Annotated in this window: 20 protein-coding genes and 1 riboswitch; of the genes, 16 read left to right on the top strand and 4 right to left on the bottom strand. The window is 69.6% G+C overall.

The annotated features are described in order from the left end of the window. Nucleotides 1-17 precede the first annotated feature (17 nt). From E1161_RS06480 to E1161_RS06440, 9 genes are all read left to right on the top strand, one after another. Nucleotides 18-674, top strand: a complete 657-nt coding sequence (locus E1161_RS06480) for a cell division protein SepF (protein ID WP_132620629.1) — start codon at nucleotides 18-20, stop codon at nucleotides 672-674. Further along, nucleotides 671-982: a YggT family protein gene (locus tag E1161_RS06475; protein WP_132620627.1), complete on the top strand. Its 312-nt coding sequence runs from the start codon at nucleotides 671-673 to the stop codon at nucleotides 980-982. The genes E1161_RS06480 and E1161_RS06475 overlap by 4 nt, the downstream gene beginning before the upstream one ends. 51 nt (nucleotides 983-1,033) lie before the next feature. Continuing rightward, nucleotides 1,034-1,873 carry a DivIVA-like cell division protein Wag31 gene (gene wag31, locus E1161_RS06470; RefSeq protein ID WP_132620625.1) on the top strand — a complete coding sequence of 280 codons (840 nt, stop codon included), beginning with the start codon at nucleotides 1,034-1,036 and terminating at the stop codon, nucleotides 1,871-1,873. A 96-nt stretch (nucleotides 1,874-1,969) separates the two neighbouring features. Further along, the gene (locus E1161_RS06465) at nucleotides 1,970-2,386 is read left to right on the top strand and encodes a DEAD/DEAH box helicase family protein (protein WP_132620623.1); all 417 of its coding nucleotides are present in this window, start codon (nucleotides 1,970-1,972) and stop codon (nucleotides 2,384-2,386) included. Nucleotides 2,387-2,641: 255 nt separating this feature from the next. Beyond that, nucleotides 2,642-5,794 carry an isoleucine--tRNA ligase gene (ileS, locus tag E1161_RS06460; RefSeq protein ID WP_132620621.1) on the top strand — a complete coding sequence of 1,051 codons (3,153 nt, stop codon included), beginning with the start codon at nucleotides 2,642-2,644 and terminating at the stop codon, nucleotides 5,792-5,794. 188 nt (nucleotides 5,795-5,982) lie between these two features. After that, a riboswitch (SAM riboswitch) is annotated at nucleotides 5,983-6,084 on the top strand. After that, complete coding sequence (locus tag E1161_RS06455; RefSeq protein ID WP_165939706.1) at nucleotides 6,053-6,640, top strand: hypothetical protein; 588 nt, start codon at nucleotides 6,053-6,055, stop codon at nucleotides 6,638-6,640. Its footprint overlaps the riboswitch before it by 32 nt. Next, complete coding sequence (gene lspA, locus E1161_RS06450) at nucleotides 6,637-7,245, top strand: signal peptidase II (RefSeq protein WP_207920131.1); 609 nt, start codon at nucleotides 6,637-6,639, stop codon at nucleotides 7,243-7,245. Before E1161_RS06455 ends, lspA begins: the two co-directional genes overlap by 4 nt. A 41-nt stretch (nucleotides 7,246-7,286) precedes the next feature. After that, a complete protein-coding gene (locus E1161_RS06445) occupies nucleotides 7,287-8,171 on the top strand; it encodes an RluA family pseudouridine synthase (protein WP_132620862.1) in 885 nt (294 codons plus the stop codon). A gap of 208 nt (nucleotides 8,172-8,379) precedes the next feature. After that, nucleotides 8,380-8,664: a hypothetical protein gene (locus E1161_RS06440; RefSeq protein ID WP_132620615.1), complete on the top strand. Its 285-nt coding sequence runs from the start codon at nucleotides 8,380-8,382 to the stop codon at nucleotides 8,662-8,664. A 104-nt stretch (nucleotides 8,665-8,768) separates the two neighbouring features. Here the strand turns inward: E1161_RS06440 and E1161_RS06435 are convergent, their stop codons facing one another. Next, on the bottom strand, nucleotides 8,769-9,656 hold the full coding sequence (locus tag E1161_RS06435) for an AsnC family protein (protein WP_165939705.1): 888 nt from the start codon (nucleotides 9,654-9,656) through the stop codon (nucleotides 8,769-8,771). A 197-nt stretch (nucleotides 9,657-9,853) separates the two neighbouring features. Between E1161_RS06435 and dnaE the strand changes: the two genes are divergently transcribed. The 6 genes from dnaE (at nucleotide 9,854) to E1161_RS06405 (ending at nucleotide 19,187) form a co-directional block, all read left to right on the top strand. Beyond that, the gene (dnaE, locus tag E1161_RS06430) at nucleotides 9,854-13,438 is read left to right on the top strand and encodes a DNA polymerase III subunit alpha (protein ID WP_132620613.1); all 3,585 of its coding nucleotides are present in this window, start codon (nucleotides 9,854-9,856) and stop codon (nucleotides 13,436-13,438) included. Nucleotides 13,439-13,543: 105 nt separating this feature from the next. Further along, complete coding sequence (locus E1161_RS06425) at nucleotides 13,544-14,761, top strand: cytochrome P450 family protein (protein WP_132620611.1); 1,218 nt, start codon at nucleotides 13,544-13,546, stop codon at nucleotides 14,759-14,761. 270 nt (nucleotides 14,762-15,031) lie between these two features. Then, entirely contained in the window at nucleotides 15,032-16,279 is a 1,248-nt protein-coding gene (locus E1161_RS06420) for a cytochrome P450 family protein (RefSeq protein ID WP_132620609.1), read from the top strand. Between the two features lie 41 nt (nucleotides 16,280-16,320). After that, a complete protein-coding gene (locus tag E1161_RS06415; RefSeq protein WP_132620607.1) occupies nucleotides 16,321-17,502 on the top strand; it encodes a sensor histidine kinase in 1,182 nt (393 codons plus the stop codon). Further along, nucleotides 17,499-18,143 carry a response regulator transcription factor gene (locus E1161_RS06410; protein WP_132620605.1) on the top strand — a complete coding sequence of 215 codons (645 nt, stop codon included), beginning with the start codon at nucleotides 17,499-17,501 and terminating at the stop codon, nucleotides 18,141-18,143. Before E1161_RS06415 ends, E1161_RS06410 begins: the two co-directional genes overlap by 4 nt. A gap of 117 nt (nucleotides 18,144-18,260) precedes the next feature. Continuing rightward, nucleotides 18,261-19,187, top strand: a complete 927-nt coding sequence (locus tag E1161_RS06405; protein ID WP_132620603.1) for a hypothetical protein — start codon at nucleotides 18,261-18,263, stop codon at nucleotides 19,185-19,187. A gap of 32 nt (nucleotides 19,188-19,219) precedes the next feature. On the opposite strand, the gene E1161_RS06400 is transcribed toward E1161_RS06405, so the two are convergent. Further along, nucleotides 19,220-21,217: an arabinofuranosyltransferase gene (locus E1161_RS06400; RefSeq protein WP_132620601.1), complete on the bottom strand. Its 1,998-nt coding sequence runs from the start codon at nucleotides 21,215-21,217 to the stop codon at nucleotides 19,220-19,222. A gap of 166 nt (nucleotides 21,218-21,383) precedes the next feature. On the opposite strand from E1161_RS06400, the gene E1161_RS06395 reads away from it, so the two are divergent. Further along, entirely contained in the window at nucleotides 21,384-21,995 is a 612-nt protein-coding gene (locus E1161_RS06395; protein ID WP_235874831.1) for a DUF2567 domain-containing protein, read from the top strand. A 78-nt stretch (nucleotides 21,996-22,073) separates the two neighbouring features. Here the strand turns inward: E1161_RS06395 and E1161_RS06390 are convergent, their stop codons facing one another. Together E1161_RS06390 and E1161_RS06385 are read right to left on the bottom strand one after the other, a co-directional pair. Next, nucleotides 22,074-22,868: a hypothetical protein gene (locus tag E1161_RS06390; RefSeq protein WP_132620597.1), complete on the bottom strand. Its 795-nt coding sequence runs from the start codon at nucleotides 22,866-22,868 to the stop codon at nucleotides 22,074-22,076. A gap of 40 nt (nucleotides 22,869-22,908) precedes the next feature. Further along, nucleotides 22,909-23,589: an LON peptidase substrate-binding domain-containing protein gene (locus E1161_RS06385; RefSeq protein WP_328591221.1), complete on the bottom strand. Its 681-nt coding sequence runs from the start codon at nucleotides 23,587-23,589 to the stop codon at nucleotides 22,909-22,911. Nucleotides 23,590-23,597 lie beyond the last annotated feature (8 nt).

Below are 23,597 nucleotides of genomic sequence, written 5' to 3'. Positions count from 1 at the left end.
AGAGGAAGGGCATGCCGATGAGCGCTCTGCACAAGTTGAAGGCCTACTTCGGCATGGTCCCGGCCGACGAGGTGGACGAGTACGAGGACGAGATCGCCTACCGCGAGCGGTACGACGATGATCGTCTTGCGTACGACTCCTGTCCGACCTACAGCGACCGGGCCGCGTACGACGAAGACCGGGGATCTCCCCGGCGCAGGTCGGCGGGCACCCGCGGTGGCTTCCAAGCCGACGCGGAGACCGAGTCCTACGCCGAGGAGTTCCGGGAGCCGCCGCGACCGCGGCGGCAGTGGGCGTCCGAGACGCCGTCGCGCAGCACTTTGCCCAACAGTCAGTCGCGCGGTGACAGCGTTTCGCGTCTGCGGGCGGTGACCGACACAGGTGCTCAATTCAACTTGAGCAAGATCACAACTCTGCATCCGCGCAGCTACAGCGAAGCGCGGACCGTCGGCGAGCAGTACCGGGACGGCACGCCGGTGATCATGAACTTGACCGAGATGGAGGAGGCCGACGCGAAGCGCCTGGTCGACTTCGCCGCAGGTCTGGCGTTCGCGATGCGGGGTTCGATCGAGAAGGTCACCAACCGGGTGTTCTTGCTCTCACCGCCGAACGTCGACGTCGCGGCAGAGGACAAGCGACGTCTAGCAGAGGGGGCCTTTTTCAACTACGGATGAGTGGTGGCACAGTTGAAGGCGTGAACCCGGTGCAGATCGTCCTGTTCTACGTTCTGTTCTTCTTCTGGCTCCTGCTCACGGCGCGTATCGTGGTGGAACTCGTGAGAGTGTTCGCCCGCGATTGGCGACCCGTTGGGGGGGTTGCAATCGCGTTGGAGAGCATCTACACAGTGACCGACCCACCTGTGAAGTTGGTGCGTCGGGTGATTCCGACGGTCCGGATCGGCGGCGTCGGACTGGACCTATCGATTATGGTGCTGCTGCTGGTCGTGTTCATACTGATGCGACTGGTGCAACCGGCCGGGTGACGGGGAACCCGACCGACCCGCAGCTGCCGAAGGAGTGCGTGAGGTGATCTTGTGGGCCTGACCCCCGCCGACGTGCATAACGTCGCGTTCAGCAAACCTCCGATCGGCAAGCGGGGCTACAACGAGGACGAGGTGGATGCATTCCTCGACCTGGTTGAAGCCGAGCTTGCCCGGCTGGTTGAGGAGAACAACGACCTGCGTGGCCAGGTGGAGCAGCTGGAGTCCCAGCTGCAGTCGGCCCAGGTCGACCTGGACGACGCCCGCAGCCAGGCTGCGTCCGCTGCTGCCTCGCCCCCAGCCGCCCCACCGGAGGAACCGCGCCGGCTCACCCCGGTCCCGGCGCCGACCGCTGCCGAGCAGACCTCTCCGGGCGGTGATCACCACGTGCAGGCCGCCAAGGTTCTCGGTCTCGCGCAGGAGATGGCCGACCGGTTGACCGGTGAGGCCAAGGCCGAGGCCGACGGCATGTTGTCCGAGGCCCGGACCAAGTCGGAGCAGCTGCTGTCGGAGGCTCGCTCGAAGTCCGACAGCATGGTCAACGAATCTCGAACTCGAGCCGAGACGATGCTCAACGACGCCCGAACCCGGGCGGAAACGCTTGAGCGGCAGGCGCGCGACAAGGCCGCCAGCCTGGAACGCGATGCGCAGCGCAAGCACGCTGAGGTGATGGGCAACATCACGAACGAGAAGAACGCCCTCGAGAAGAAGATCGAGACTCTCCGCACGTTCGAGCGCGAGTACCGCACTCGACTGCAGACCTACCTGGAGTCTCAGCTTCGCGAACTGCAGGACCGAGGTTCTGCCGCGCCAGCGGAGAGCAGCAGCGGAAGCCGTTCCGGTCAGCAGGCCACCAGCTACAGCTTCGGGACCAGGGCGGCCGAAGCGGGCTGATTCCCCGTTCAAGACTTGGCGCACCGGCGGTGATGGGTCATGGCCCGTCACCGCCGGTATGTGTCGAGAGGGGGACGGCGAGAGACGGGAAAGCTAGTGCTGCTGGTCGTTCTGCTGCTGGTCCTGGTGGCCGCCGCGACGTTGGTGGCGGCCGTGCTCGGCGGAGGCTCCGGCCTCGCCTGGATCTCGGTCCTGGCGAGCCTCCTCGGGGCGGCGCTGCTGTTCGCCGACCGGATCAGAACCCGTCGCGGTGGCGAGGAGATCGCGGCGGCCCGGCGGCTGGGCGCGGAGCCGGGTGAGGAACGCAGCAACGCGGCCGAGGCGGCCGATCCGGACGCCGGGGTCGTGGTGGTCGACGAACGTCCGCGATACCACGTGCGGACCTGCGAGTGGCTCGGTGAGGCTGAGACGCTGCCGCTGGAGCTCGGTGAGGCGCGGGAGCTCGGCTTCACGCCGTGCGCCCGGTGCGCGCCCAACGCGACGATCGCGGCGGAGTCCGGCCGGAGCCGGTGAAAACCACTGGCGACATCCCGGTACTCTGTGAGGACCAGGCGTTGATCCGGCCATCACCGGGGAGCCTCCGGAAGAACGGGCACCTGCGGCGCCTCAGTAGAACCGGACGGGTCCGGCCCGTCACAGCCGGCAATCGAGTGGCCGTCGGCGTTCGCGCCCTCGGCAAGCGGGGTGGTACCGCGGTGCCCGGCGAGTCCGGGACGTCGTCCCCGTCCTCCAGGGCGGCAACGACACACTGCGAGGAGCAGCTCCGCGATGGCATACCCCAAGGTTTCCTTCGGCGCGTCCGACGAGCGCGGCGTGGCGGCCCAGCCCGCGTTCCCGGCGATCGAACGCCAGGTGCTGGACTTCTGGGCCGACGACAAGACCTTCCGCGCCTCCATCGATGCGCGCGAGGCGGGTCACAACGGCTCGAACGAGTACGTCTTCTACGACGGCCCGCCGTTCGCCAACGGCCTGCCGCACTACGGCCACCTGCTCACCGGCTACGTCAAGGACGCTGTCCCGCGCTACCAGTCGATGCGCGGCAAGCGGGTCGAGCGCCGGTTCGGCTGGGACACCCACGGCCTGCCCGCTGAGGTCGAGGCCGAGAAGCAGCTCGGCATCACCTCGAAGGCCGAGATCGACAGCATGGGCATCGCCGCGTTCAACGAGGCGTGCAAGACCTCCGTGCTGCGCTACACCGCGGACTGGGAGGACTACGTCACCCGCCAGGCGCGCTGGGTGGACTTCGAGAACGACTACAAGACGCTCGACCTGGACTACATGGAAAGCGTCATGTGGGCGTTCAAGACCCTGTGGGACAAGGGTCTGGTCTACGAGGGGTACCGGGTCCTCTGGTACTGCTGGCGCTGCGAGACGCCGCTGTCCAACACCGAGACCCGGATGGACGACGGCTACCGGCCGCGCCAGGACCCGGCGGTGACGGTGGGCCTGCGCCTGACCGCGCCCGGGAAGGCCTTCGACGGCGCGCTGGCCCTGGTGTGGACGACGACGCCGTGGACCCTGCCGTCCAACCTGGCCGCCGCCGTGCACCCGGACGTGGACTACGCGCTGGTCGCGCCCGCCGAGAGCACCGAGCGATACCTGCTCGCCGAAGCCCGTCTGCCCGCCTACGCCCGCGAGCTCGGCGAGGACGTCGCCGACCGCGTGGTGGCCCGGTACAAGGGTTCGGACCTGCTGGGCACTCGCTACCAGCCGCCGTTCGACTTCTTCGCCGGTCGGGAGAACGCCCACCAGGTGCTGGCCGCCGACTACGTCACCACCGACGACGGCACCGGGATCGTGCACATCGCACCGGCTTTCGGTGAGGACGACAAGGTCGTCACCGACGCCGCCGACATCGTGCCGGTCGTGCCGGTCGACGCGCACGGCAAGTTCACCGCCGAGGTGCCTCCGTACGAGGGCGTGCAGGTCTTCGAGGCCAACAAGCACATCGCCCGCGACCTCAAGGAACGCGGACTGCTGCTGCGTCACGAGACCTACGACCACCAGTACCCGCACTGCTGGCGCTGCGACAACGCGCTGATCCAGCGGGCGGTGTCGTCCTGGTTCGTGGCCGTGAGCCAGTTCAAGGACCGGATGGTCGAGCTCAACAAGCAGATCAACTGGGTTCCCTCGCACATCCGGGACGGCCAGTTCGGCAAGTGGCTGGAGAACGCCCGCGACTGGAACATCTCCCGCAACCGGTACTGGGGTTCGCCGATCCCGGTGTGGGTGTCGGACGACCCCGAGCACCCGCGCACCGACGTCTACGGTTCGCTGGACGAGCTCGAACGCGACTTCGGGGTGCGGCCGACGAACCTGCACCGCCCGGAGATCGACGAGCTGACCCGGCCCAACCCGGACGACCCCACCGGCAAGTCGACGATGCGCAGGGTGCCGGAGGTGCTCGACTGCTGGTTCGAGTCGGGCTCGATGCCGTTCGCGCAGGTCCACTACCCCATGGAGAACGCGGAGTGGTTCGAGCACCACTTCCCGGGTGACTTCATCGTCGAGTACCACGGCCAGACCCGCGGCTGGTTCTACACGCTGCACGTGCTGGCCACGGCGCTGTTCGACCGGCCGGCGTTCAGCAACGTGGTGGCGCACGGCATCGTGCTCGGCCACGACGGTTCGAAGATGTCGAAGTCCAAGAAGAACTACCCGGACGTCAACGAGGTCTTCGACCGCGACGGTTCCGACGCGATGCGCTGGTTCCTGATGTCGAGCCCGATCCTGCGCGGCGGCGACCTGGTCGTCACCGAGCGGGGCATCCGGGACGCGGTGCGCCAGGCGGTGCTGCCGCTGTGGAACTCCTGGTACTTCCTCGCGCTCTACGCCAACGCCGAAGGCATCAGCGGGGAGTTCCGCACCGACAGCGAGCACGTGCTCGACCGCTACGTGCTGGCCAAGACCCACGAGCTGGTCGGCGACGTGCAGTCCTCGATGGACTCGCTGGACCTGGCGACCGCGACCGCGAACGTGCGGGAGTTCCTGGAGGTGCTGACCAACTGGTACGTGCGCCGCTCCCGGGACCGGTTCTGGGCGGGTGACAAGGAAGCGATCGACACGCTGCACACGGTGCTCGAGGTGACCTGCCGGGTGGTGGCGCCGCTGCTGCCGCTGACCGCCGAGGCGGTGTGGCGCGGGCTCACCGGCGGCCGCTCTGTGCACCTGGCCGACTGGCCGCTGGTCGACGAGCTGCCCGCGGACGCCGCGCTGGTGTCGGCGATGGACCAGGTGCGCCAGGTGTGCTCCTCGGCCCTGGCGCTGCGCAAGTCCAACAAGCTGCGGGTCCGGCTGCCGCTGGCCTCCCTGGTGGTGGCCACGTCGCAGGCCGAGGCGCTGCGCCCGTTCGCCGACCTGATCAGCGACGAGGTCAACGTCAAGGGCCTTGAGCTGAGCACCGACGTGGCCGCGCACGGTCACTTCGAGATCGCGGTCAACGCCCGCGCGGCCGGTCCGCGGTTGGGCAAGGACGTGCAGACCGTGATCAAGGCCGTCAAGGCCGGTGATTGGCAGCACCGCGGGTCCACCGTGGTCGCTGCGGGCATCGAGCTGCAGGAGGGCGAGTTCACCGAGCGGCTGGTCTCGACCGACTCCGGTGCCGCGGCGGCGCTGCCGGGCGGTGACGGGCTGGTCGTGCTGGACACCGAGGTCACGCCGGAGCTGGCGGCCGAGGGCCTGGCCCGCGACGTCGTCCGGGTGATCCAGAACGCCCGCAAGGACGCCGGTTTCGATGTCTCGGACCGCATCACGGTCACGGTCGACGCCCCGACCGAGGTGGCCGAGGCCGTCGAGGCGCACCGCGAGTTCATCGCGGGCGAGACCCTCGCCGACGCGGTCGACCCCGGCGATGCGGCCGACGCCGCCACCGGAACCGTCGGCGACGGGACCGAGATCAGGGTCGCGGTCTCCCGCGTCTGACCCCGCTTTCCGAGGCCCCGGGACTCGCTCCCGGGGCCTCGTTCATGAGGAGGGGGCGGTTCTGGTCGGGACCGTCACGATCACGGTCGCGAAGTCCGGGCAGTTCGCACCAGGACCCCCGTTGCTTGCAGGCCACCGAGTGAGACGGCGTTGTCGTGGCCGGGGGTGGCGCTAGCCTCCGTCGCGAAGGTCATGAGCGCCAGCGCCAAGCCCCGGCTTGCTGGCCGGCAACCCTCCAACCGCGGTGGGGTGCCCCGGGTGAAGACCTGGCCGGTCGCGCAGTGCGGCTCGGCCGTGCACGCCCTGGCCACCGCCTGCGGGACATTCGCCACCCGCTGGGAGTGCGTCGTCGAGCACGAGTCCTCGCTGCTCAGCCGCGTGCTCCCGGGTTCGGCCGAGATTCCCGGACTGCGCGAGCTGAGCTCGTTCGGCACCGGGCACGACCGGGTCGGCGTCGTCAGCTTCACGATCGACGGGCAGGACCCGGGCCTGACCGGCGCCGTGCTGTCGGCCGAGCACGCCATCGGAGTCCGCGACGGCCTGTTCTGCGCTCACCTGGCCACCAAGGACCTGCTGGCCCGAGCGGGCGGCGGACGCGGGCGGGGCGCTGCGCGTCAGCATCGGCCCGGGCACCACGGCCGAGCACGTCGACCGCCTGGTCGTGGCCTTGAAGTCCCTGGTCGGCGACGGTACCGCGGCGAGCTATCGGAAGGTGGACGGTCGCTGGGAGCCCGTCTACGACCAGCGCCCGCTGCCGCCGTTTCCTGCCTCGAACGAGGCCCCGAGGCCGGGGCGGCGGTCCTGGTGCGCCGGCGTTCACGCGGGTCGGGGACAATGGCGGCGTGAGCACCGAGCACCCACCTCCTGAGCAGGCCGCCTCCTCGTCGGAGTCCGCCGGGACCCACCCGCCAGCGGACGCACCGAAGGGCGCGTCCGGCAAGCTGCTGGCGCTGCTGTTCGGAGTGGCGGCGGTGGGGTTGGCCCTGGACGTGGTGACCAAGATCGCCGTGGTCGCGAACCTGGAGGGCAACCCGCCGGTGAAGGTGCTCGGCGGTCTGTTCTACCTCGACGTGCTGCGCAACCCCGGTGCCGCGTTCTCGATGGCCACCGGCCTGACCTGGCTGCTCGCGCTGCTCGCCATCGCCGTGGTCGGCGTGATCGTGTGGCTGGCGCCGAAGCTGCGCTCGCCGGGCTGGGCCGTGGGCCTCGGCCTGGTGCTCGGCGGTGCCTGCGGCAACCTCGGCGACCGGTTGTTCCGGGCGCCCGGCCCGCTGCAGGGACACGTGGTGGACTTCCTGTCCTTCCTTGCGCCCGGCGGTCAGGTGTTCCCGGTGTTCAACGTCGCCGACAGCTGCATCACCTGCGGCGGCATCCTCGTGGTGCTGCTGTCGCTGCTGGGTCGCGACTTCGACGGGACGATCCACCGCAAGCAGAAGGCCGACAAGTCGTGAGCGAACTCCGAAACCTCCCCGTGCCGGAGGGCTTGGAAGGCATGCGGATCGACGCCGGCCTGTCCAAGCTGCTCGGCCTGTCCCGCAGCGCCGCGGCCGGACTCGCCGAAGCCGGTGACGTGCTGGTCGACGGCAGCCCGGCGGGCAAGTCCGACCGGCTGATGGCCGGCTCTCAGCTGGAGATCACCCTGCCGGCCGCCGAGCAGCCGCTGCAGGTGGTGGCCGTGCCGGTCGAGGGCATGAAGATCCTGCACCAGGACGACGACATCGTCGTGATCGACAAGCCGATCGGCGTCGCCGTGCACCCCAGCCCCGGCTGGGAGGGCCCGACCGTCGTCGGCGGCCTGGCCGCGGCGGGCGTCCAGATCGCCACCTCGGGTGCTGCGGAGCGCCAGGGCGTGGTGCACCGCCTCGACGCGGGAACGACCGGCGTGATGGTGGTGGCCAAGAGCGAGCACGCCTACACGGTGCTCAAGCGCGCCTTCAAGGAGCGCACCGTCGAGAAGCGCTACCACGCGGTCGTGCAGGGCCTTCCCGATCCGAGCCGGGGCACCATCGACGCCCCGATCGACCGCCACCCCCGGCACGACTACAAGTTCGCGGTGGTCACCGGCGGCAAGCCGAGCATCACCCACTACCAGACGGTGGAGGCGTTCCGCGCCGCCTCGCTGATCGACGTCAAGCTGGAAACCGGCCGCACCCACCAGATCCGGGTGCACTTCTCGGCGATCAAGCACCCCTGCGTCGGCGACCTCACCTACGGCGCCGACCCGGTGCTGGCCCGGCGGCTGGCCATCACCCGGCAGTGGCTGCACGCCCGGAGCCTGTCCTTCGAGCACCCCTCGGGCGGCTGGGTGCAGTTCGAGAGCGAGTACCCGGAAGACTTGCAGAACGCACTCGACGAGTTGCGCGATCAGGACGGCTAGGAACTGTCGAGGGGGCGGAACCCGAGCGGCTGCGTGGTCTCCGCGCTCCGCCCCTGATGCGTGTCCAATGCACGGCGGTATCGCCACGAAGCCGCTGAAGGACCGCGGCGGTGCGAGTTGAAATCCGCACCGGGAACAGCGGCTCCGCCGCATGGAAGCTCGTGGACCGGGTAACGTGGTGATCGGATCGCGCGACGAAGGGGGTCCGATGGCTCAGGAATTCCAGGGATCGGACACACCGACCCCGCCACGCGGCATGCCGGTGATCGATCCGCAGGCGGACCTCGACACTCCGCCGGAGGGGTTGAACAGCCTCGGCGAGGTGATCAGCGCCCAGGACGTCGGCCCGGCCACGCCCTCGGTCATCGGCGAGCCCGAGCCCGAACTCCCCAAGAACGACGCCCGCGATTGGCCGACGCTGCAGTACCGCAGCAAGCAGCGTCCCGAGAAGTCCAGGCGCAACCCGCTGGACTTCTTCCGCCGCGACACCTGATGACCCTTCGCACTCGCTTCGCTCGGCGGGGCGGGTAGCGCGAATCCGAAGGGAGCGGCCCTCTGGGGACCTGGGACGGCGGCGGCGCACTTCCCGCACGGCCCCTATAGGTCGGTGATGTCCCAGATCAGGGTGCGCTGGTGGTCGCCCGGTTGCGGGGTCCAGCGGACCGCCGAGAGCTCTGTGGACTCCGGGAGCACGTAAACCGTGTGACCACCGGCTGTTTCGCCGGGCTGCACGCCCATCCGGTGCGGTGTGCGCGACGACATCGACACCGGGGCCTTGGCTACCGCAGAACCGTCCTTGGTGACCAGTTCCAGGTACATGTCGGGCAGCGATGCGAACGGCACCTGGCCGTTGTTGGTCAGTTCGGTGTGCACCACGACGGAGCGTTCACCGGGCTGGAGCTCGTACCCGGCCGCGGTGAACAGGAAGTCCGCCGGGTCGACGACCTCGATGAGCTGGATGCTGATCTGCTCGCCGGACATCCCGTGGACGTCCAGCTTGGTGCCGACCTTGCCGGTCGGGGCCGGTGTCGGAGCGGCCGGCTGATCGCCGCGCGCCCACGCGGCCGAGCCGGGAGGACCCCACGTGCTCATCGGCGGCGTCGGCGCGACCGGCTGCTGCGGGTGGAGCACCTGATGTGGCCCGGACATCGGGTGCGGACCGGACACCTGGTGCGGACCGGACACCTGGTACGGCCCGGACATCGGGTGCGACCCGGTGTGCTGCCCGGGTGCCACCGGGTGCGGACCGCTGGCCGCGTTCTGCGCCGCCCACTGCTGAGCTGCGGCGACGGCGTTGCGGATTCCTTGCTGGTCGCATTCGACACCGACGATCAGGGGTAGCCCGGTGGTGGACAGCGCGGCGAGTCGCGCGGCGACGTCGCGCACGTCCATGCCGAGCCGACCGGCTATGTCCGGGACCGTCGCTCGGCCCATCTCTGCCACGACGCTCAGCAGGCGCACATCCACGGGATCAGGGCCAGTCACGTCGTCCCACGCTACCCGTTCGGGCAGGCGCGTGGTGGTGAGGCACGCGTTCCGCGACACCGACGCCGACCTGCGCATGATCTGCGACACGCGGGCGCGTGGGACTCCGCGCAACGCCAGGGGGAACCGGCGGGTGGCGTCGGTGCCCGGAGTTAGGCTGGCAGCTCTTCAATCCCGCCGCGAAGGAGGACTTCTCCGTGTCTGCCGACCCCTTCGTCCACCTCCACGTGCACACCGAGTACTCCATGCTCGACGGTGCGGCGAAGGTGGGTGCGCTGTTCGCGGAGGCGCAGCGGCTCGGGATGCCGGCGGTCGCGATGACCGACCACGGCAACATGTTCGGCGCGGACGAGTTCTACCAGCAGGCGCGCAAGACCGGCATCAAGCCGATCATCGGCATCGAGGCATACCTGGCGCCGCACAACCGATTCCACAAGAAACCGGTGTTCTGGGGTGAGGCCAAGCAGCGTGGCACCGACGAGTTCGGCGAGGGCGGTGACGTCTCGGGCGCGGGTGCTTACACGCACATGACCATGTTCGCCCGCAACGCCACTGGCCTGCGCAACCTGTTCACGCTGTCCAGCCGCGCGAGCTTCGAGGGCATGTACCGCAAGCCGCGCATGGACCGGGAGCTGATCAGCGAGCACTCCGAGGGGATCATCGCGACCACGGGGTGCCCGTCCGGCGAGGTGCAGACGCGGTTGCGCCTGCGGCAGTACGACCATGCGTTGCAGGCCGCTGCCGACTACCGGGACATCTTCGGCGAGGACAACTTCTTCCTGGAGCTGATGGACCACGGGCTGCCGATCGAGCGGTCCGTGCGCGAGGGCCTGTTGAAGATCGCCAAGGAGCTCGACCTCAAGCCGCTGGCCACCAACGACAGCCACTACGTGACCGTTGACCAGGCCGATTCGCACGGCGCGCTGCTGTGCGTGCAGTCGGGCAAGACGCTGTCCGACGACAGCCGGTTCAAGTTCGACGGCGACGGCTACTACCTCAAGTCCGCCGAGGAGATGCGCGAGTACTGGGACGCCGAGGTCCCGGGCGCGGCGGACAACACGCTGCTTGTCGCCGAGATGGTGGAGTCCTACGAGGACGTCTGGTCCTTCGAGGACCGGATGCCGCGCGTGACCGACGGCAGCGGCAAGTCCGAGCGGGAGCTGCTGGAGGCCGAGGTCGAGCAGTACCTGCCGACCCGCTACCCGGACGGCGCGAGCCAGGAGTGCCTGGACCGGATCAAGAACGAGCTCGACGTCTTGGACACCAAGGGCTACTGCGCGTACTTCCTGGTGGTCGGTGACCTGACCCGGTGGGCGAAGTCGCAGGGCATCCACGTCGGACCGGGCCGTGGTTCGGCCGCGGGATCGCTGCTGGCCTACATCTTGCACATCACCAACCTGGACCCGCTGGAACACGGCCTGATCTTCGAGCGGTTCCTGAACCCGGAGCGCGACTCCCCGCCCGACATCGACCTCGACTTCGACGACCGCCGTCGCGACGAGGTGCTGCAGTACGCGATCAACAAGTACGGCCGGGACAAGGTCGCCCAGGTCATCACCTTCGGCAAGATCAAGACGAAGGCGGCGATCAAGGACGCCGCCCGCGTCCACCACGGTCAGCCGGGCTTCGCGATCGCCGACAAGATCTCCAAGGCGCTGCCGCCGCCGATCGCGGCCAAGGACATCCCGCTGTCGGGCATCGTCGACCCGCAGCACGAGCGCTACACCGAGGCCGCCGAGGTCCGCGCGCTGATCGAGACCGACCCATCGGTGTCGCAGATCTTCGACACCGCGCGCGGGCTGGAGGGCCTGATCCGCAACGCCGGTGTGCACGCATGCGCGGTGATCCTGTCCTCGCATCCGCTGATGGGCACGGTGCCGCTGTGGGCGCGCGACGACGGTTCGATCATCACCGGCTGGGACTACCCGTCGTGCGAGGCCATCGGCCTGCTGAAGATGGACTTCCTCGGCCTGTCCAACCTCACCATCCTCGGTGACGCGCTGGAGATGGTGAAGGAGAACCACGACCTGGAGATCGACCTCTCCAAGCTCGCGCTGGACGACGCCAAGACCTACGAGCTGCTGGCGCGCGGCGAGAGCCTGGGAGTGTTCCAGCTCGAAGGTGGCGGTATGCGTGAGCTGCTCAAGCGCATGCAACCCACCGAGTTCGGCGACGTGGTGGCGGCGAACGCGCTGTACCGGCCGGGCCCGATGGAGGTCAACGCGCACCTGGACTACGCCGACCGCAAGAACGGCAAGAAGCCGGTCGAGCCCATCCACCCGGAGCTCGACGAGCCGCTCAAGGACATCCTGGCCGAGACCTACGGCCTAATCGTCTACCAGGAGCAGATCATGGCGATCGCGCAGCGAGTCGCCGGGTACAGCCTCGGTCGAGCGGACATCCTGCGTCGCGCGATGGGCAAGAAGAAGAAGGAGGTCCTGGACCAGGAGTTCGAGGGCTTCCAGGCCGGCATGCGAGACCAGGGCTTCTCCGACGAGGCCATCGACAAGCTGTGGGCGACGGTCCTGCCGTTCGCCGGTTACGCGTTCAACAAGTCGCACGCGGCCGGTTACGCCCTGGTGGCGTACTGGACGGCTTACCTCAAGGCCAACTACCCGGCCGAGTACATGGCCGGGCTGCTGACATCCAACGGTGACAACAAGGACAAGATGGCCGTCTACCTGGCGGAATGCCGCCGGATGGGCGTGCAGGTGCTGTCCCCGGACGTCAACGAGTCGAAGGAGACCTTCGCGGCCGTCTCCGGCAACATCCGCTTCGGCATGAGCGCGATCCGCAACGTCGGTTCGAACGTGGTGGCCTCGATCGTCAAGAGCCGCGAGGAGCAGGGGCGCTACACCTCGTTCACCGACTTCCTGGACAAGTCGGAGATCGTTGCGTGCAACAAGCGGGTCATCGAATCGCTGATCAAAGCGGGGGCGTTCGACTCGTTGCAGCACACCCGGATGTCGCTGTCGCAGCACCACGAGGCCGCGGTGGACGCCGTGATCGGGCTCAAGCGGCAGCAGGCGATGGGTCAGTTCGACCTGTTCGGCGCGGACGAATCCGACGCCAGCGCCGAAGCATCGCCGCTGGCGCACCTGCAGTTCACCGCCGAGGAGTGGCCGCGCAAGCAGCTGCTGGCCTACGAGCGCGAGATGCTGGGCCTCTACGTCTCGGCGCACCCGCTCGACGGCGCGCAGCGGTTGTTGGCGCCGTACCAGGACACCGGGATCGCCGAGCTCGTCGGCGGCGAGCGGGAGTCGAGCGGCGGCAAGGAGCAGATCAAGATCGCCGGGATGATCTCGGGGATCCAGCGCCGCATCAATAAGAACGGCCACCCGTGGGCGATCGTGACGCTGGAAGACCTGGACGCCTCGGTCGAGGTGCTGTTCTTCCCGAAGTCCTACGAGATGTTCGCCGACTGCCTGGTGGAGGACACCGCGCTGGCGGTCAAGGGCCGCATCAACGAGCGCGAGGGCACGATCAGCGTCTTCGCCTCGGACGCGGTCCCGGTGGACATCTCGGCGGCCGAGACCGATCAGGGCGGCGACTCGGCGTTCGTGATCAAGGTGCCGGTGGGCAGGGTGGACCAGTCGCTGGTCAACGAGCTCAAGCGGACTCTGCAGGCGCATTCCGGCACGACTCCGGTGCACCTGAAGCTGCAGGGCCCGCGCGGGACGACGCGGCTGGCGCTGTCGAGCGACTTCTTCGTGTCGACGGAGAACGGTTTGCAGGGCGAGCTCAAGGGGCTGCTGGGGGCGGGTTGCTTCGAAGTGGCGTGATTCGTCGGGTTTGCGCTGAGAGGGCCCTCAGCCCGGTGTGACAAGCCGTGGTGAACGGTGTTCACTGGAATTGAGGGTTCTGCCCGCCTACCCGAAGGAAACTCCATGCCCACCACTGAGGCGCACCTCGACGCCGTGCCGTTCGACAGCGGATTCGTCTCGAACCTGTACGACCGCTACGGCGAAATCCGCTCCGCCACACCGGTCCAGCGCATGATCACCCCGCACGGCCTGCCGGTCTGGACGATCACGCGGCATGACGACGTCAAGGCGGCGCTGACGGATTCGCGGCTGGCCAAGGACTTCCGCCGCAGTCGCGAGGTCATCCTGGCCAAGGCCGGCGGCACCGGTCGTCCCTTCAACAGCGACGACCTCAGCGAGCAGATGCTCAACCTGGACCCGCCGGACCACACGCGGTTGCGCAAGCTGGTGGTCAAGGCCTTCACCGCCCGCCGGATCGAGTCGCTGCGGCCTCGCGTGGAGGAGATCGCCGCCGAACTGCTGGACGCGATGGCCGGGTCCACCGAGGTCGAACTGCTCGACGCCCTGGCGTTCCCGCTGCCGATCCGGGTGATCTGCGAGCTGCTGGGCGTGGACGAGAGCCGCCGCGACGACTTCCGGCAGTGGACCAACACCCTGCTGGACGCCTCCGATGACGCATCGCGGTCGCAGGCCGGGGCGGCGATGGCCGCCTACTTGGCCGAGCTCGTCGCCGCCAAGCGCCAGAGCCCGGCCGATGACCTGCTGACCGCGCTGATCGAGGTGTCGGAGGACGAGGACCGGCTCAGCGAGGGCGAGCTGATCTCGATGGTGTTCCTGCTGCTGGTGGCAGGCCACGAGACGACGGTAAACCTGATCGGCAACGGTGTGCTGGCGCTGCTGCGCAACCCCGACCAGTGGGCGGCGCTGGTCGCCGACACGAGCCTGGTGACCGGCGCGGTGGAGGAGGTGCTGCGCTTCGACGGCCCGGTGATGCACGGGACCTTCCGGCACACCACCGAAGCCGTGGTGATCGGTGATGTGGAGATCCCGGCCGGCGAGATCGTGTGGGTGGGCCTGGCCTCGGCCAACCACGACCCGGGGAAGTTCCCAGAGCCGGAGCGCTTCGACATCGGCCGCGACCCGCACGGGCACCTGTCGTTCGGGCACGGCATCCACTTCTGCCTGGGCGCCCAGCTCGCCCGCATGGAGGCGCAGATCGCGCTGCGCCAGCTCGCCGAGCGCTTCCCCGGGCTGAGCGCCGCCGGGGATCTCGACGACGTCGAATGGCGGTTCTCCACGCTCATCCACGGCTTGCAGCGGCTGCCGGTCCGGCTGGCGTAGTTTCCCGTTTGCCCGGCGAGCGGCGGTGCGCGCGCGGTTTACTGGAACGCGGAGCCTGTTCCTGTACTCGTCCTGCGTGACCGTGCGGGTGGCGAGACCTCAGACACCTCCTGGTTCGGTGGGCCCCTCGATGTGCGCCAGCACGCGGCGCACTCGCCGAAGACGTGCCGGAAGTCGTGGCGGCGCAAGCTGCTCAGACGGCCTTCACGGCTCGGCCGCGCGCTCGCACGCGGTTCAGGAACACGCCACAACTCGCGGATGGGGGATTCCATGACGGCGCACACCGACCCGATCGCCTTCGACGCCGGGTTCGCGCAGGACCTGCACCGCCGCTACGCGGAGCTGCGGGCCGCCGGACCGGTGCACCGGCTGGTCAACGAGAGCGGTCTGCCGGTCTGGGTGGTGACCCGGTACGACGACGCCCGCGCGCTGCTGGCCGATCCTCGGCTGGGCAAGGACGCGCAGACCACCTTCCGGCTGATCATGGACCGCTTCGCGCCCGGCGCTGAGCAGCCGGACCCGTCGGGGTCGGAAGACGGCGAGTTCGCCGGCGGCGGGTTCGACATGCACATGCTCAACATGGATCCGCCGGACCACACGCGGCTGCGGAAGCTGGTGGTCAAGGCGTTCACCGCCCGCCGGATCGAGTCGCTGCGGCCGCGGATCGAGCAGATCAGCGAGGAACTGCTGACCGCGATGGCCGGTGAGGTCGAAGTGGACATCTTGGACGCGTTCGCGTTCCCGCTGCCGATCCGGGTGATATGCGAGCTGCTGGGCGTCGACGAGAGCCGCCGCGACGACTTCCGGCTCTGGACCAACCAGCTGCTCGACGACCTCGACGCCGAGGCATCGGCGCAGGCCGCCGGCGAGATGTCGAAGTACCTGACCGAGCTGCTCGCCGCCAAGCGGGACAACCCCGGCGACGACCTGCTCACGGCGCTGATCGAGGTGTCCGAGGACGAGGACCGGCTCAGCGAGCCCGAGCTGATCTCGATGGTGTTCCTGCTGCTGGTGGCCGGTCACGAGACGACGGTGAACCTGATCGGCAACGGCGTCCTGGCGCTGCTGACCAACCCGGGCCAGCTCGCCGCGCTGCGCGCGAACCCGGACCTGGTGGACGGCGCGGTGGAGGAGGTGCTGCGCTTCGACGGCCCGCTCATGCACACCACGTTCCGCTTCACCACCGAGCCGATCACGATCGGCGGAACCGAGATCCCCGCAGGCGAATTCGTCTGGGCGGGCCTGGCCGCCGCGAACCGCGATCCGGAGCGCTTCCCGGACGCCGACTCGTTCGACATCTCCCGGGACACCCAGGGGCACCTGGCCTTCGGGCACGGCATCCACTTCTGCCTCGGTGCCCCGCTGGCCCGGGTGGAGGCGCAGATCGCGCTGCGCGGTCTGGTCGCGCACTTCCCGGACCTGACGCTGGCCACGTCGCCGGAGGAGCTCGGCCGCCGGAACTCCAGCCTCATCCACGGGCTCCGCGCGCTCCCGGTTCGCCCGGCTCCTCATCCGTGAGGAGGAGGTGGGGCTCGTCGCCACGCGCCTACGGTGGGCTGATGCTCACCTCGTGGCGGCCCGACCAGCGGCTGGCGCTCGACGGCGTCGCGGCCGTGCTCGTGCTCGTCCTCGCCGCCGGCGCGTCGTTGAGCGCGCTGCGGGGTGCGGCACCGTGGCTGTGGATCGTCTCGGTGATCGCGCTGATCGGCCTCGCGGTGTGCGTGGCGCTGCGCAGGATCCGGCCCTTCGCGGCGTTGCCGGTGGCCAGCGCCTGCATGCTCGCGCTGGTCGCCTTGCCGGACCTGCCCGGTGGCGTTCCGCCCGTGCTGCTGCCGTTCACCGCGATCTACCCCGTGCTCCTGTACTCGGTGATCGCCTACACCGACCACCAGGTGCTGCCCGTGGCCTGCGGGCTGATCGGCTCGGCGCTGGTGGTGGCCCGGATGGTGGTGAGCTTCCCGGGCGCAGGGGCTCCGCCTGTCGTGCTCGGGGCCGTCGCGGTCGCCTCGGTGCTCTCGGCGTGGGCGCTCGGGCGGTACCGGCGGATCCGGGTGTCCTACGTGCGCGCGCTGGAGGAGAACGCCGAACGCGCCGAGCAGCTGCGGCAGGAGCAGGTGCGCGCGGCGATCGCTGAGGAGCGCCGGTTGATCGCCCGCGAGATCCACGACGTGGCGGCGCACTCGCTGGCGGTCGTGCTCACCCAGGCCGACACCGCGCGCGTGCTGTTCGACCGCGATCCCGCACGCGCGCGGGAGATGCTCTCGACCGCGCTGGACGTCGGCCGCGACGCGATGCAGGAAATGCGCGGGATGCTCGGAGTCCTGCGTTCGGGTGACGACCCGGTGAGTGGGGAACAGGAGCGGGATCTCGACTCGCTGGTCGGTTCCTTTCGCCAGGCCGGGGCCGACGTGGAGCTGCGCAGCTCCGGGACCAGGCACGATCTGGGAACCGCAGAGCGGCACGCGGTGTACCGGGTGGTCCAGGAGTCGGTCACCAACGCGCTCAAGCACGTCGGACCGGAGGTGAGGTGCCGGATCTTCCTGGTCTGGGAACCGCAGCGGCTTACCGTGATCGTGACGGACGACGGCCCGGGGACCGCCGATGACCTCACCGCGCGCGGTGGGTACGGCCTGGTCGGGATGGCCGAGCGGATGCGGCAGATCGGAGGGCGGTTCGTGGTGCGCAGCGAGCCCGGTGCGGGCACGACGGTGCGGGCGGAGTTCGAGTTGGGGGAGCGGTGACCGCGATTCGCGTGGTCGTCGCCGACGACCAGGAGCTGATCCGCTCCGCGCTCGGGATCGTGCTCGGCCTGCACGAGGACATCGAGGTCGTGGCCGAGGTGGATTCGGGGTCGGCGGCGGTGGAGGCCTGCCTCAGGCACCGGGTCGACGTGGTGCTGATGGACATCCGGATGCCCGGGATGGACGGCATCGCCGCGACCGAGCTGATCACCGCCGAGCACCCGGGTACCCGGGTGCTGATCCTGACCACCTTCGACCTGGACGAGAACCTCTTCGCCGCGCTGCGGGCCGGCGCGGGTGGTTTCCTCACCAAGGACACGCCGGGGGAGGAGGTCGCCGCCGCCGTGCGAGAAGTCCACAAGGGGCATTCGATCGTCTCGCCGCGCGCCACCCGCACCTTGCTGGAGGTGGCCAGGCGGGCGGCGCCGCGCGGTCCCGATCCGCGCTGGGACTCGCTGACCGGCCGGGAGCGGGACGTGCTCGCGGCCCTGGCGCGCGGGTCGTCCAACGCCGAGATCGGCGCCGAGTTGCACCTGGCGGAGACGACGGTGAAGACCCACGTCGCGGCGATATTGCGCAAGCTGGACGTCCGCGACCGGCTGCACGCGGTCATCTGGGCCTACGACAACGGCGTCGTCTGAGGGCTCCTCGGGACATCGGATCGTCCGCGGGGTCTCCGGAACCTCCTCCTCGAGGAGGAGGAGGTCTCTTCGTCGCGGTGGAGGTCGCGCGCTGCCGGAACCACGACCATTGCCGGTATGACTGAACAACGGAAGTTCGCACGAGGTTTCGTCCTCGGCGGTGGTGCTCTGCTGGTGATGGTCGCGTCGGTGTGCGCGATCACCGGTGCGGTCAGCCCGATGGCCGACCCGTCCGACTTCTTCGCCTCCGCCTTGACCCTGCTGCCGCAGCCGGCCGCGAACCTGGTGGTCGCGGTGATCGGTGCGGTGACCGCGGCGACCGCGCTGGTGTCCGCGGGCCGTGCGGCGGTCCCGCTGCGGACGGCCTCGATCGTCGGCCTGCTGGTGCTGCTCGGCCCGGGCGTGCTGGCCGCTGTCGGGTACTTGCCGTTCCTGCTCGGCTCGGCGATGGCGGGAGATCCCGATCCGCTGCGGAAGTACCTGTCGGTGGCGCTGGTGCTCCAGCTGGTCGTGGTCGCTCTGGTCGTGACGATGCTGTGGACGTGGATCGAGCAGGCGGTGCGGGGTGGTGGAGCGGGGTCGTCGGGCCGAGGACGGATGTGGACGTGGATCGCCATCGCCGTGCCGCTGGCGTACGCCGTGAGCCGGGTGCTGATGGCGATCGGGTTCCCCGGCTTGTCGATGGCGAACTCCAGCGCCGCGGGCGGTCTCGGGCTCGCGGCGGCCGCTGCGGGCGGTGCTGTCCTGACCTGGGGACTGATCCGCCCGTGGGGTGAGCGCTTCCCGCGCTGGGTGGTCGGGCTCGCGGGCAAGCCGGTGCCGGTGCGGATGGCGGTGCTGCCCGCGCTGTTCGTCGCCGTGCTGGTGATGGCGGGCAGCAGGCTGCTGGTGCTGCAGGCGCTCGCCGACAACCCAGGGATCCCGAACCACCCGCTGGTCTGGCTGCCGATCGTGCTGTGGCCGCTGTGGTCGGTCGCGCTCGCCGCGGCTGCGATGCACTACTCGTTCCGCCGGGCGCGGTCCGCGGTGGAGGCTGTCCGATGAACGTCCTCGACAGGCCGTGCCCGGCCGCCGGATCAGCGCAGCGCGATGATCGTGTACGGACCGACGTCGCGCTTGACGAAGGCAGGGGAGTCGAAGAGCTCGCGGTCGAAGTAGACGTAGTAGTCGCGCACGTTCGGGTTCTGCGGGAACGCGTCGCCCTTGAGCTGCAGAGCGAGATCGCCTGCGTGCTCCGGCGGGGTCTCCACCTCGGAGTAGCGGCTCTGCGGGTTGTCGAGGATGAACACGTTGGGGCTCTCGAACTTCGAGCCGTGCACCATCTGCAGCAGCTCCTGGCTGCTGGTGGCCTTGGTCCAGCGTTCGATCTCGGCCGCCCGCTCGTCGTAGTCGGCCAGCGGATTGGCGTAGTGCGGTGTCTCCTGCTGGAACCCCCAGTACGGCTGGAAGGACATGAGCTTGTAGTCGGTGCTCAGCAGCACGTTCTGGTCGGGCTCGCGACCGGTGAGCGCGGCGACCGCCCGGATCTCGTCGTCGAACCAGGACCCGCGCTGCCCGGGGTCCTTGTTGCCCTTGGCGTTGTCACCGGTCGGGTAGTAATCGGTGTAGGCCTGCTCGGTGTAGCCGAGAAGCTTGCCGCTGATCGACTCCTGGGTGATGCTCACCGCGCCGATCAGGCCGAGCGCGCAGGCGACGAGGCTGATCTGCACCGCGTACCGCGGGTCGATCCTGCGCCGCAGGTAGCCGATGAGCTCCAACAGCCCGAGCACGCCGGCGACCGCGAGCGTCAGGTCCAGGACGACGTTGAGCCGGAACGCCAGCAGCGTCGTCTTGGCCAGCAGGGCGAGCGTGGACAGGGCGAACCAGCCGTAGATCGCCAGCACGATCGCCAGCATCGAAGCGGCGATCTCGCTGTGGCGGCAGCGCAACAACAACCACACGAAGCCCGCCAGGCACAGCCCGCCGAACGCGGTCGCCTCGGTCATCGGCACCGGCAGGAACGCGCCGTCCTCCGGCAGGTAGTGCTGCGCGGCGCTACGCGGGTTGTCGAGCAGGAAGCTGGTGGACAGCAGGTAGGGCAGCCACACGAGCAGCGCGATCACCAGGCTGACCACACCGATCGGCAGCAGCCGCAGGAAAAGCTGCTTGACGACCGGTCCCACACCTGCGCCCTGGCGAACCCGGTGCACGCCGGTGATCAGCGCCATCAGCATGATCATCGCGACGGCGAAGCCGAAGTGCAGCGTGTAGGTGATCGCGGCGAACCCGACGTAACCGCCGATGCAGATCAGCGTCCAGCGCGGTGCGCCCTCAGTCGTCCGCAGCGAGCGCCAGGCCAGCACCGCCACGGGCAGCAGCCACGCCGCCGACGGCCAGGCGTAGGGCTCCACGATGCCGTGCAGCATGCCCGACAGCGCTGTCACGACGGCGGCCAGCAGGGCGAGCCGGCGACGCAGCACCACGCTCCAGAGCGTGAACGCCACGACCGCGGTCACCGCGACCCAGCACAGCGCGTAGAGCTTGTAGGCCGCCCAGCCCTCCCAGCCCAGGAGGTTGGCGAAGCGGCCGCCGAGCCAGAACCAGCCGCTCGGGTAGTAGGGCGCGGTCTCCGCGTAGTTCATGTCGGCCAGGCCCAGCGTCGAGGCCATGCGCGTCATCAACTGCATGCGGAACCCGTTGTCGGTGGACGATCCGCCGTAGTAGAAGCGCGAGGACTGCAGCGGGATGGCCAGCGACAACGTGCTGAAGGCGCTCAACGCGACCCAGGTAGCGGCGAGCTTGCCCCAGCGGCCGATGCGCGTGGCTCGGTACCCGAACGCCAGCAGCGCGAACAGGGCTGCCAGCACGAGACCGCTGCTGAGCATCGTCAGCGCCTCGGGAGCGTAGCTGGGTTCGCTGATGCTCAGCCGCGCGGCGGCGAACTGCAGCACCATGCTCACCACTGCGGCGACCGCGGAACCGGCGACCAGTTCGGCTGCGGTGTCGCGCAGCGGGAGCCGGACGGCCGAGCTCTGCCGCGGCTCGTCGATCGGGCTCGGTCCGGTCACCTGGGGAGACGGCAGGATTCCCACCACTTCACTCGTCCTTCGGCGTAGCCGACATGAGGGCTCGCGCAGAATAGTTGATGTGCGCCCCGCGCCCGTTCATCGGGTGACTGGGAGGGCGCGAGAAAACGCTATGGTGACCGGAGGATTTCGCAAGCCGGGCCGGTGGCGGCGAAGGCGAGGAGGAGGTCGGCGGTTGTCCGACAGCCCAGTGGACGATTCGGGCACGACACGTGCTCTCCCGGAGCGGGTCGAGCCCGAGGAACCAGCGCTGCTCTCGTTCCTGACCCCACCCCGTCCGGAGGTGGTGGTCAAGGCCGACCTGCTGCCGGCGATCAGCGCGATCTCGCTGATCGCGTTGTTGGGTTTGCCGATGGGCTGGCTGTGGTCGCGGATGGCGCCTCCGCAGCAGAGCGTGCTGGGGCGGGGCGGCACCGTGAGCCCGCTGCAGGTGGAGAACTACCACGAGTTCGACGGCATCGCGATCTTCACGCTGCTGGCCTTCGCCGCCGGTCTGCTCACCGCCGCGGTGCTGTGGCGGATTCGCGGCAGGCGCGGCCCGATCCTGCTCATCGGTGGTGTGCTGGGCTCGCTGGTGGCCTCCTGGTTGGGGATTCGAACGGGCGGCTCGCTCGCGGCCGGGCTCTACCCGCTGCCGCCGAACCCGCAGCTCGGCGACGTGATCACGGTCGCCCCGGAGATCACCACGATGTGGGTGCTGGTCGCCATGCCGCTGGCGCTCTCCCTCGGCTACGGCATCGCGACGTCCTGGAACGGCTTCGACGACCTGGGGCGACGACTGAAGTAGCGGTGGTCCTGGTCCGGCTGGACCCATGATCAAGCCTGTCGTGTCGAGTCAGTTCGGACCAGGGCTGCCGTGTGCCCCTCACCGCGGGCGCAACGAGCCGCCGATCGCGTTCAGCGTCGCGGGGGTGACCGCGCCCGGCACGTCCTGGTCGGCCGCGGCGATGAAGACCACCGAGCTCTTGCCGTCGTTGTTGGTGGCCACGGTCGTGACCGCGACCGCGCGGGCATCGCAGCCCGCCGGAGCGGGCAGGGTGACCCGGGCGTTGATGCGCGTGGCGGGGAGCCCGCCGCTGAGCCGCAGCTGCTCCGGCGGTGACTGCTCGACGAGCGGGGCAACGCCGTCACGGGTGAACGCGTGGCCGATGAACGTGCCGATGGCCTCCGCGGCGACGGCGGTGCTGTCCGGTCCGAGCCGCGCGCTGGCGCCCGCCATCGCCCGGAAGCTGTTGTCGTCCCCCGGGCAGAAACCCAGTTGCTGGTGCGACACCCCGGTGAGCGTGACCGCGTCCTCCGGTGGTCCGACGGCGTGCACGTTCTCCGAGTTCGGCTCGACCTCCCAGTCCTGCGGCACGTCGTACACGGCTCGGCGCTTGGGCACGGCGACCACGCGCCACCCCGCCACCGCCGGCTCCGCCGAGGTCGAGGGCAGCGGGGCCGGGCCGGGCGGCTGCGATTCCGCCTCCTGGCTCCGGAGGCCGAACACCAGCACTGCGGCCATCGCGCCGATCAGCACGACAGCACCGAGCGAGAGCGCGAAGACCAGCCACCCGCGCTTCTCCCTGCGAGGCGGCTCGAAACCCTGCTGCGGCTGCTGGAAGGCGTCGAAGCCCCGGTACTGCCGTTGCGGCTCCCAGGGGCCACCAGGCGAGGACATGCGCCGATCTCAGATCGGGCGGACCCCCAACCGACCCCTGCTAGTTCAGGCTGGGTTGTTGCGCGAACTCGGCCAGCGGCGCTGGAACCGCGCGCAGCTCGCGCAGGAACTCGGCCTCCCGCAGCAGCAGCTTGCGGACGGTGCGCAGCCGGATCAGCGGGTCGGTCTCCTCCAGCAGCGCCTGGCGGTCCTCGGTGGTCAGCACGCAGTCGTCGGCCAGCAGGTACGACAGGTCGGCGGATTCGGAGTCCTCGCCGGGAACTTCGCGGGGCCCGCTGCGCATGCCCGAGGCGTGGTAGCGCTGGTGGGCGTCGCGCGCCCCCGCGGTGAGCCGTTCGCGGCGCCCCGGGGGGTCGTGCTCCGGTTCGGTGTCGGGCAGCCACTGCACGCGGGCCAGCAGGTACGGCGCGGACTCGCGGTCGATCTGCAGCAGCCGGAACCGCCGCTCGCCGAAGGCGGTGACGTCGTAGCGTCCACCGGGCAGCTGCCGGGCCTCGTCGAGCACCGCCGTGCATCCGACGTCGTACAACGAGTCGACGTTGTCCTCGCCGACCTCCCACCCCTGCCGGATGGTGACCACGCCGAACCGGCGGTCGGGCACGGCTTCGTTGAGCAGGTCGTGCACGAGGTCGCGGTAGCGCGGCTCGAAGATGTTCAGCGGAAGGTGCCCGCCCGGGAGCAGCACGGACCCCAAGGGGAACAGCGGCAACGTGTCCAACACGCCTCCCA

The sequence above is a fragment of the Saccharopolyspora aridisoli genome (assembly GCF_004348445.1).
GTDB classification, from domain to species: Bacteria; Actinomycetota; Actinomycetes; order Mycobacteriales; family Pseudonocardiaceae; genus Saccharopolyspora; species Saccharopolyspora aridisoli.
This window is presented reverse-complemented; position numbering and strand designations above follow the sequence as displayed.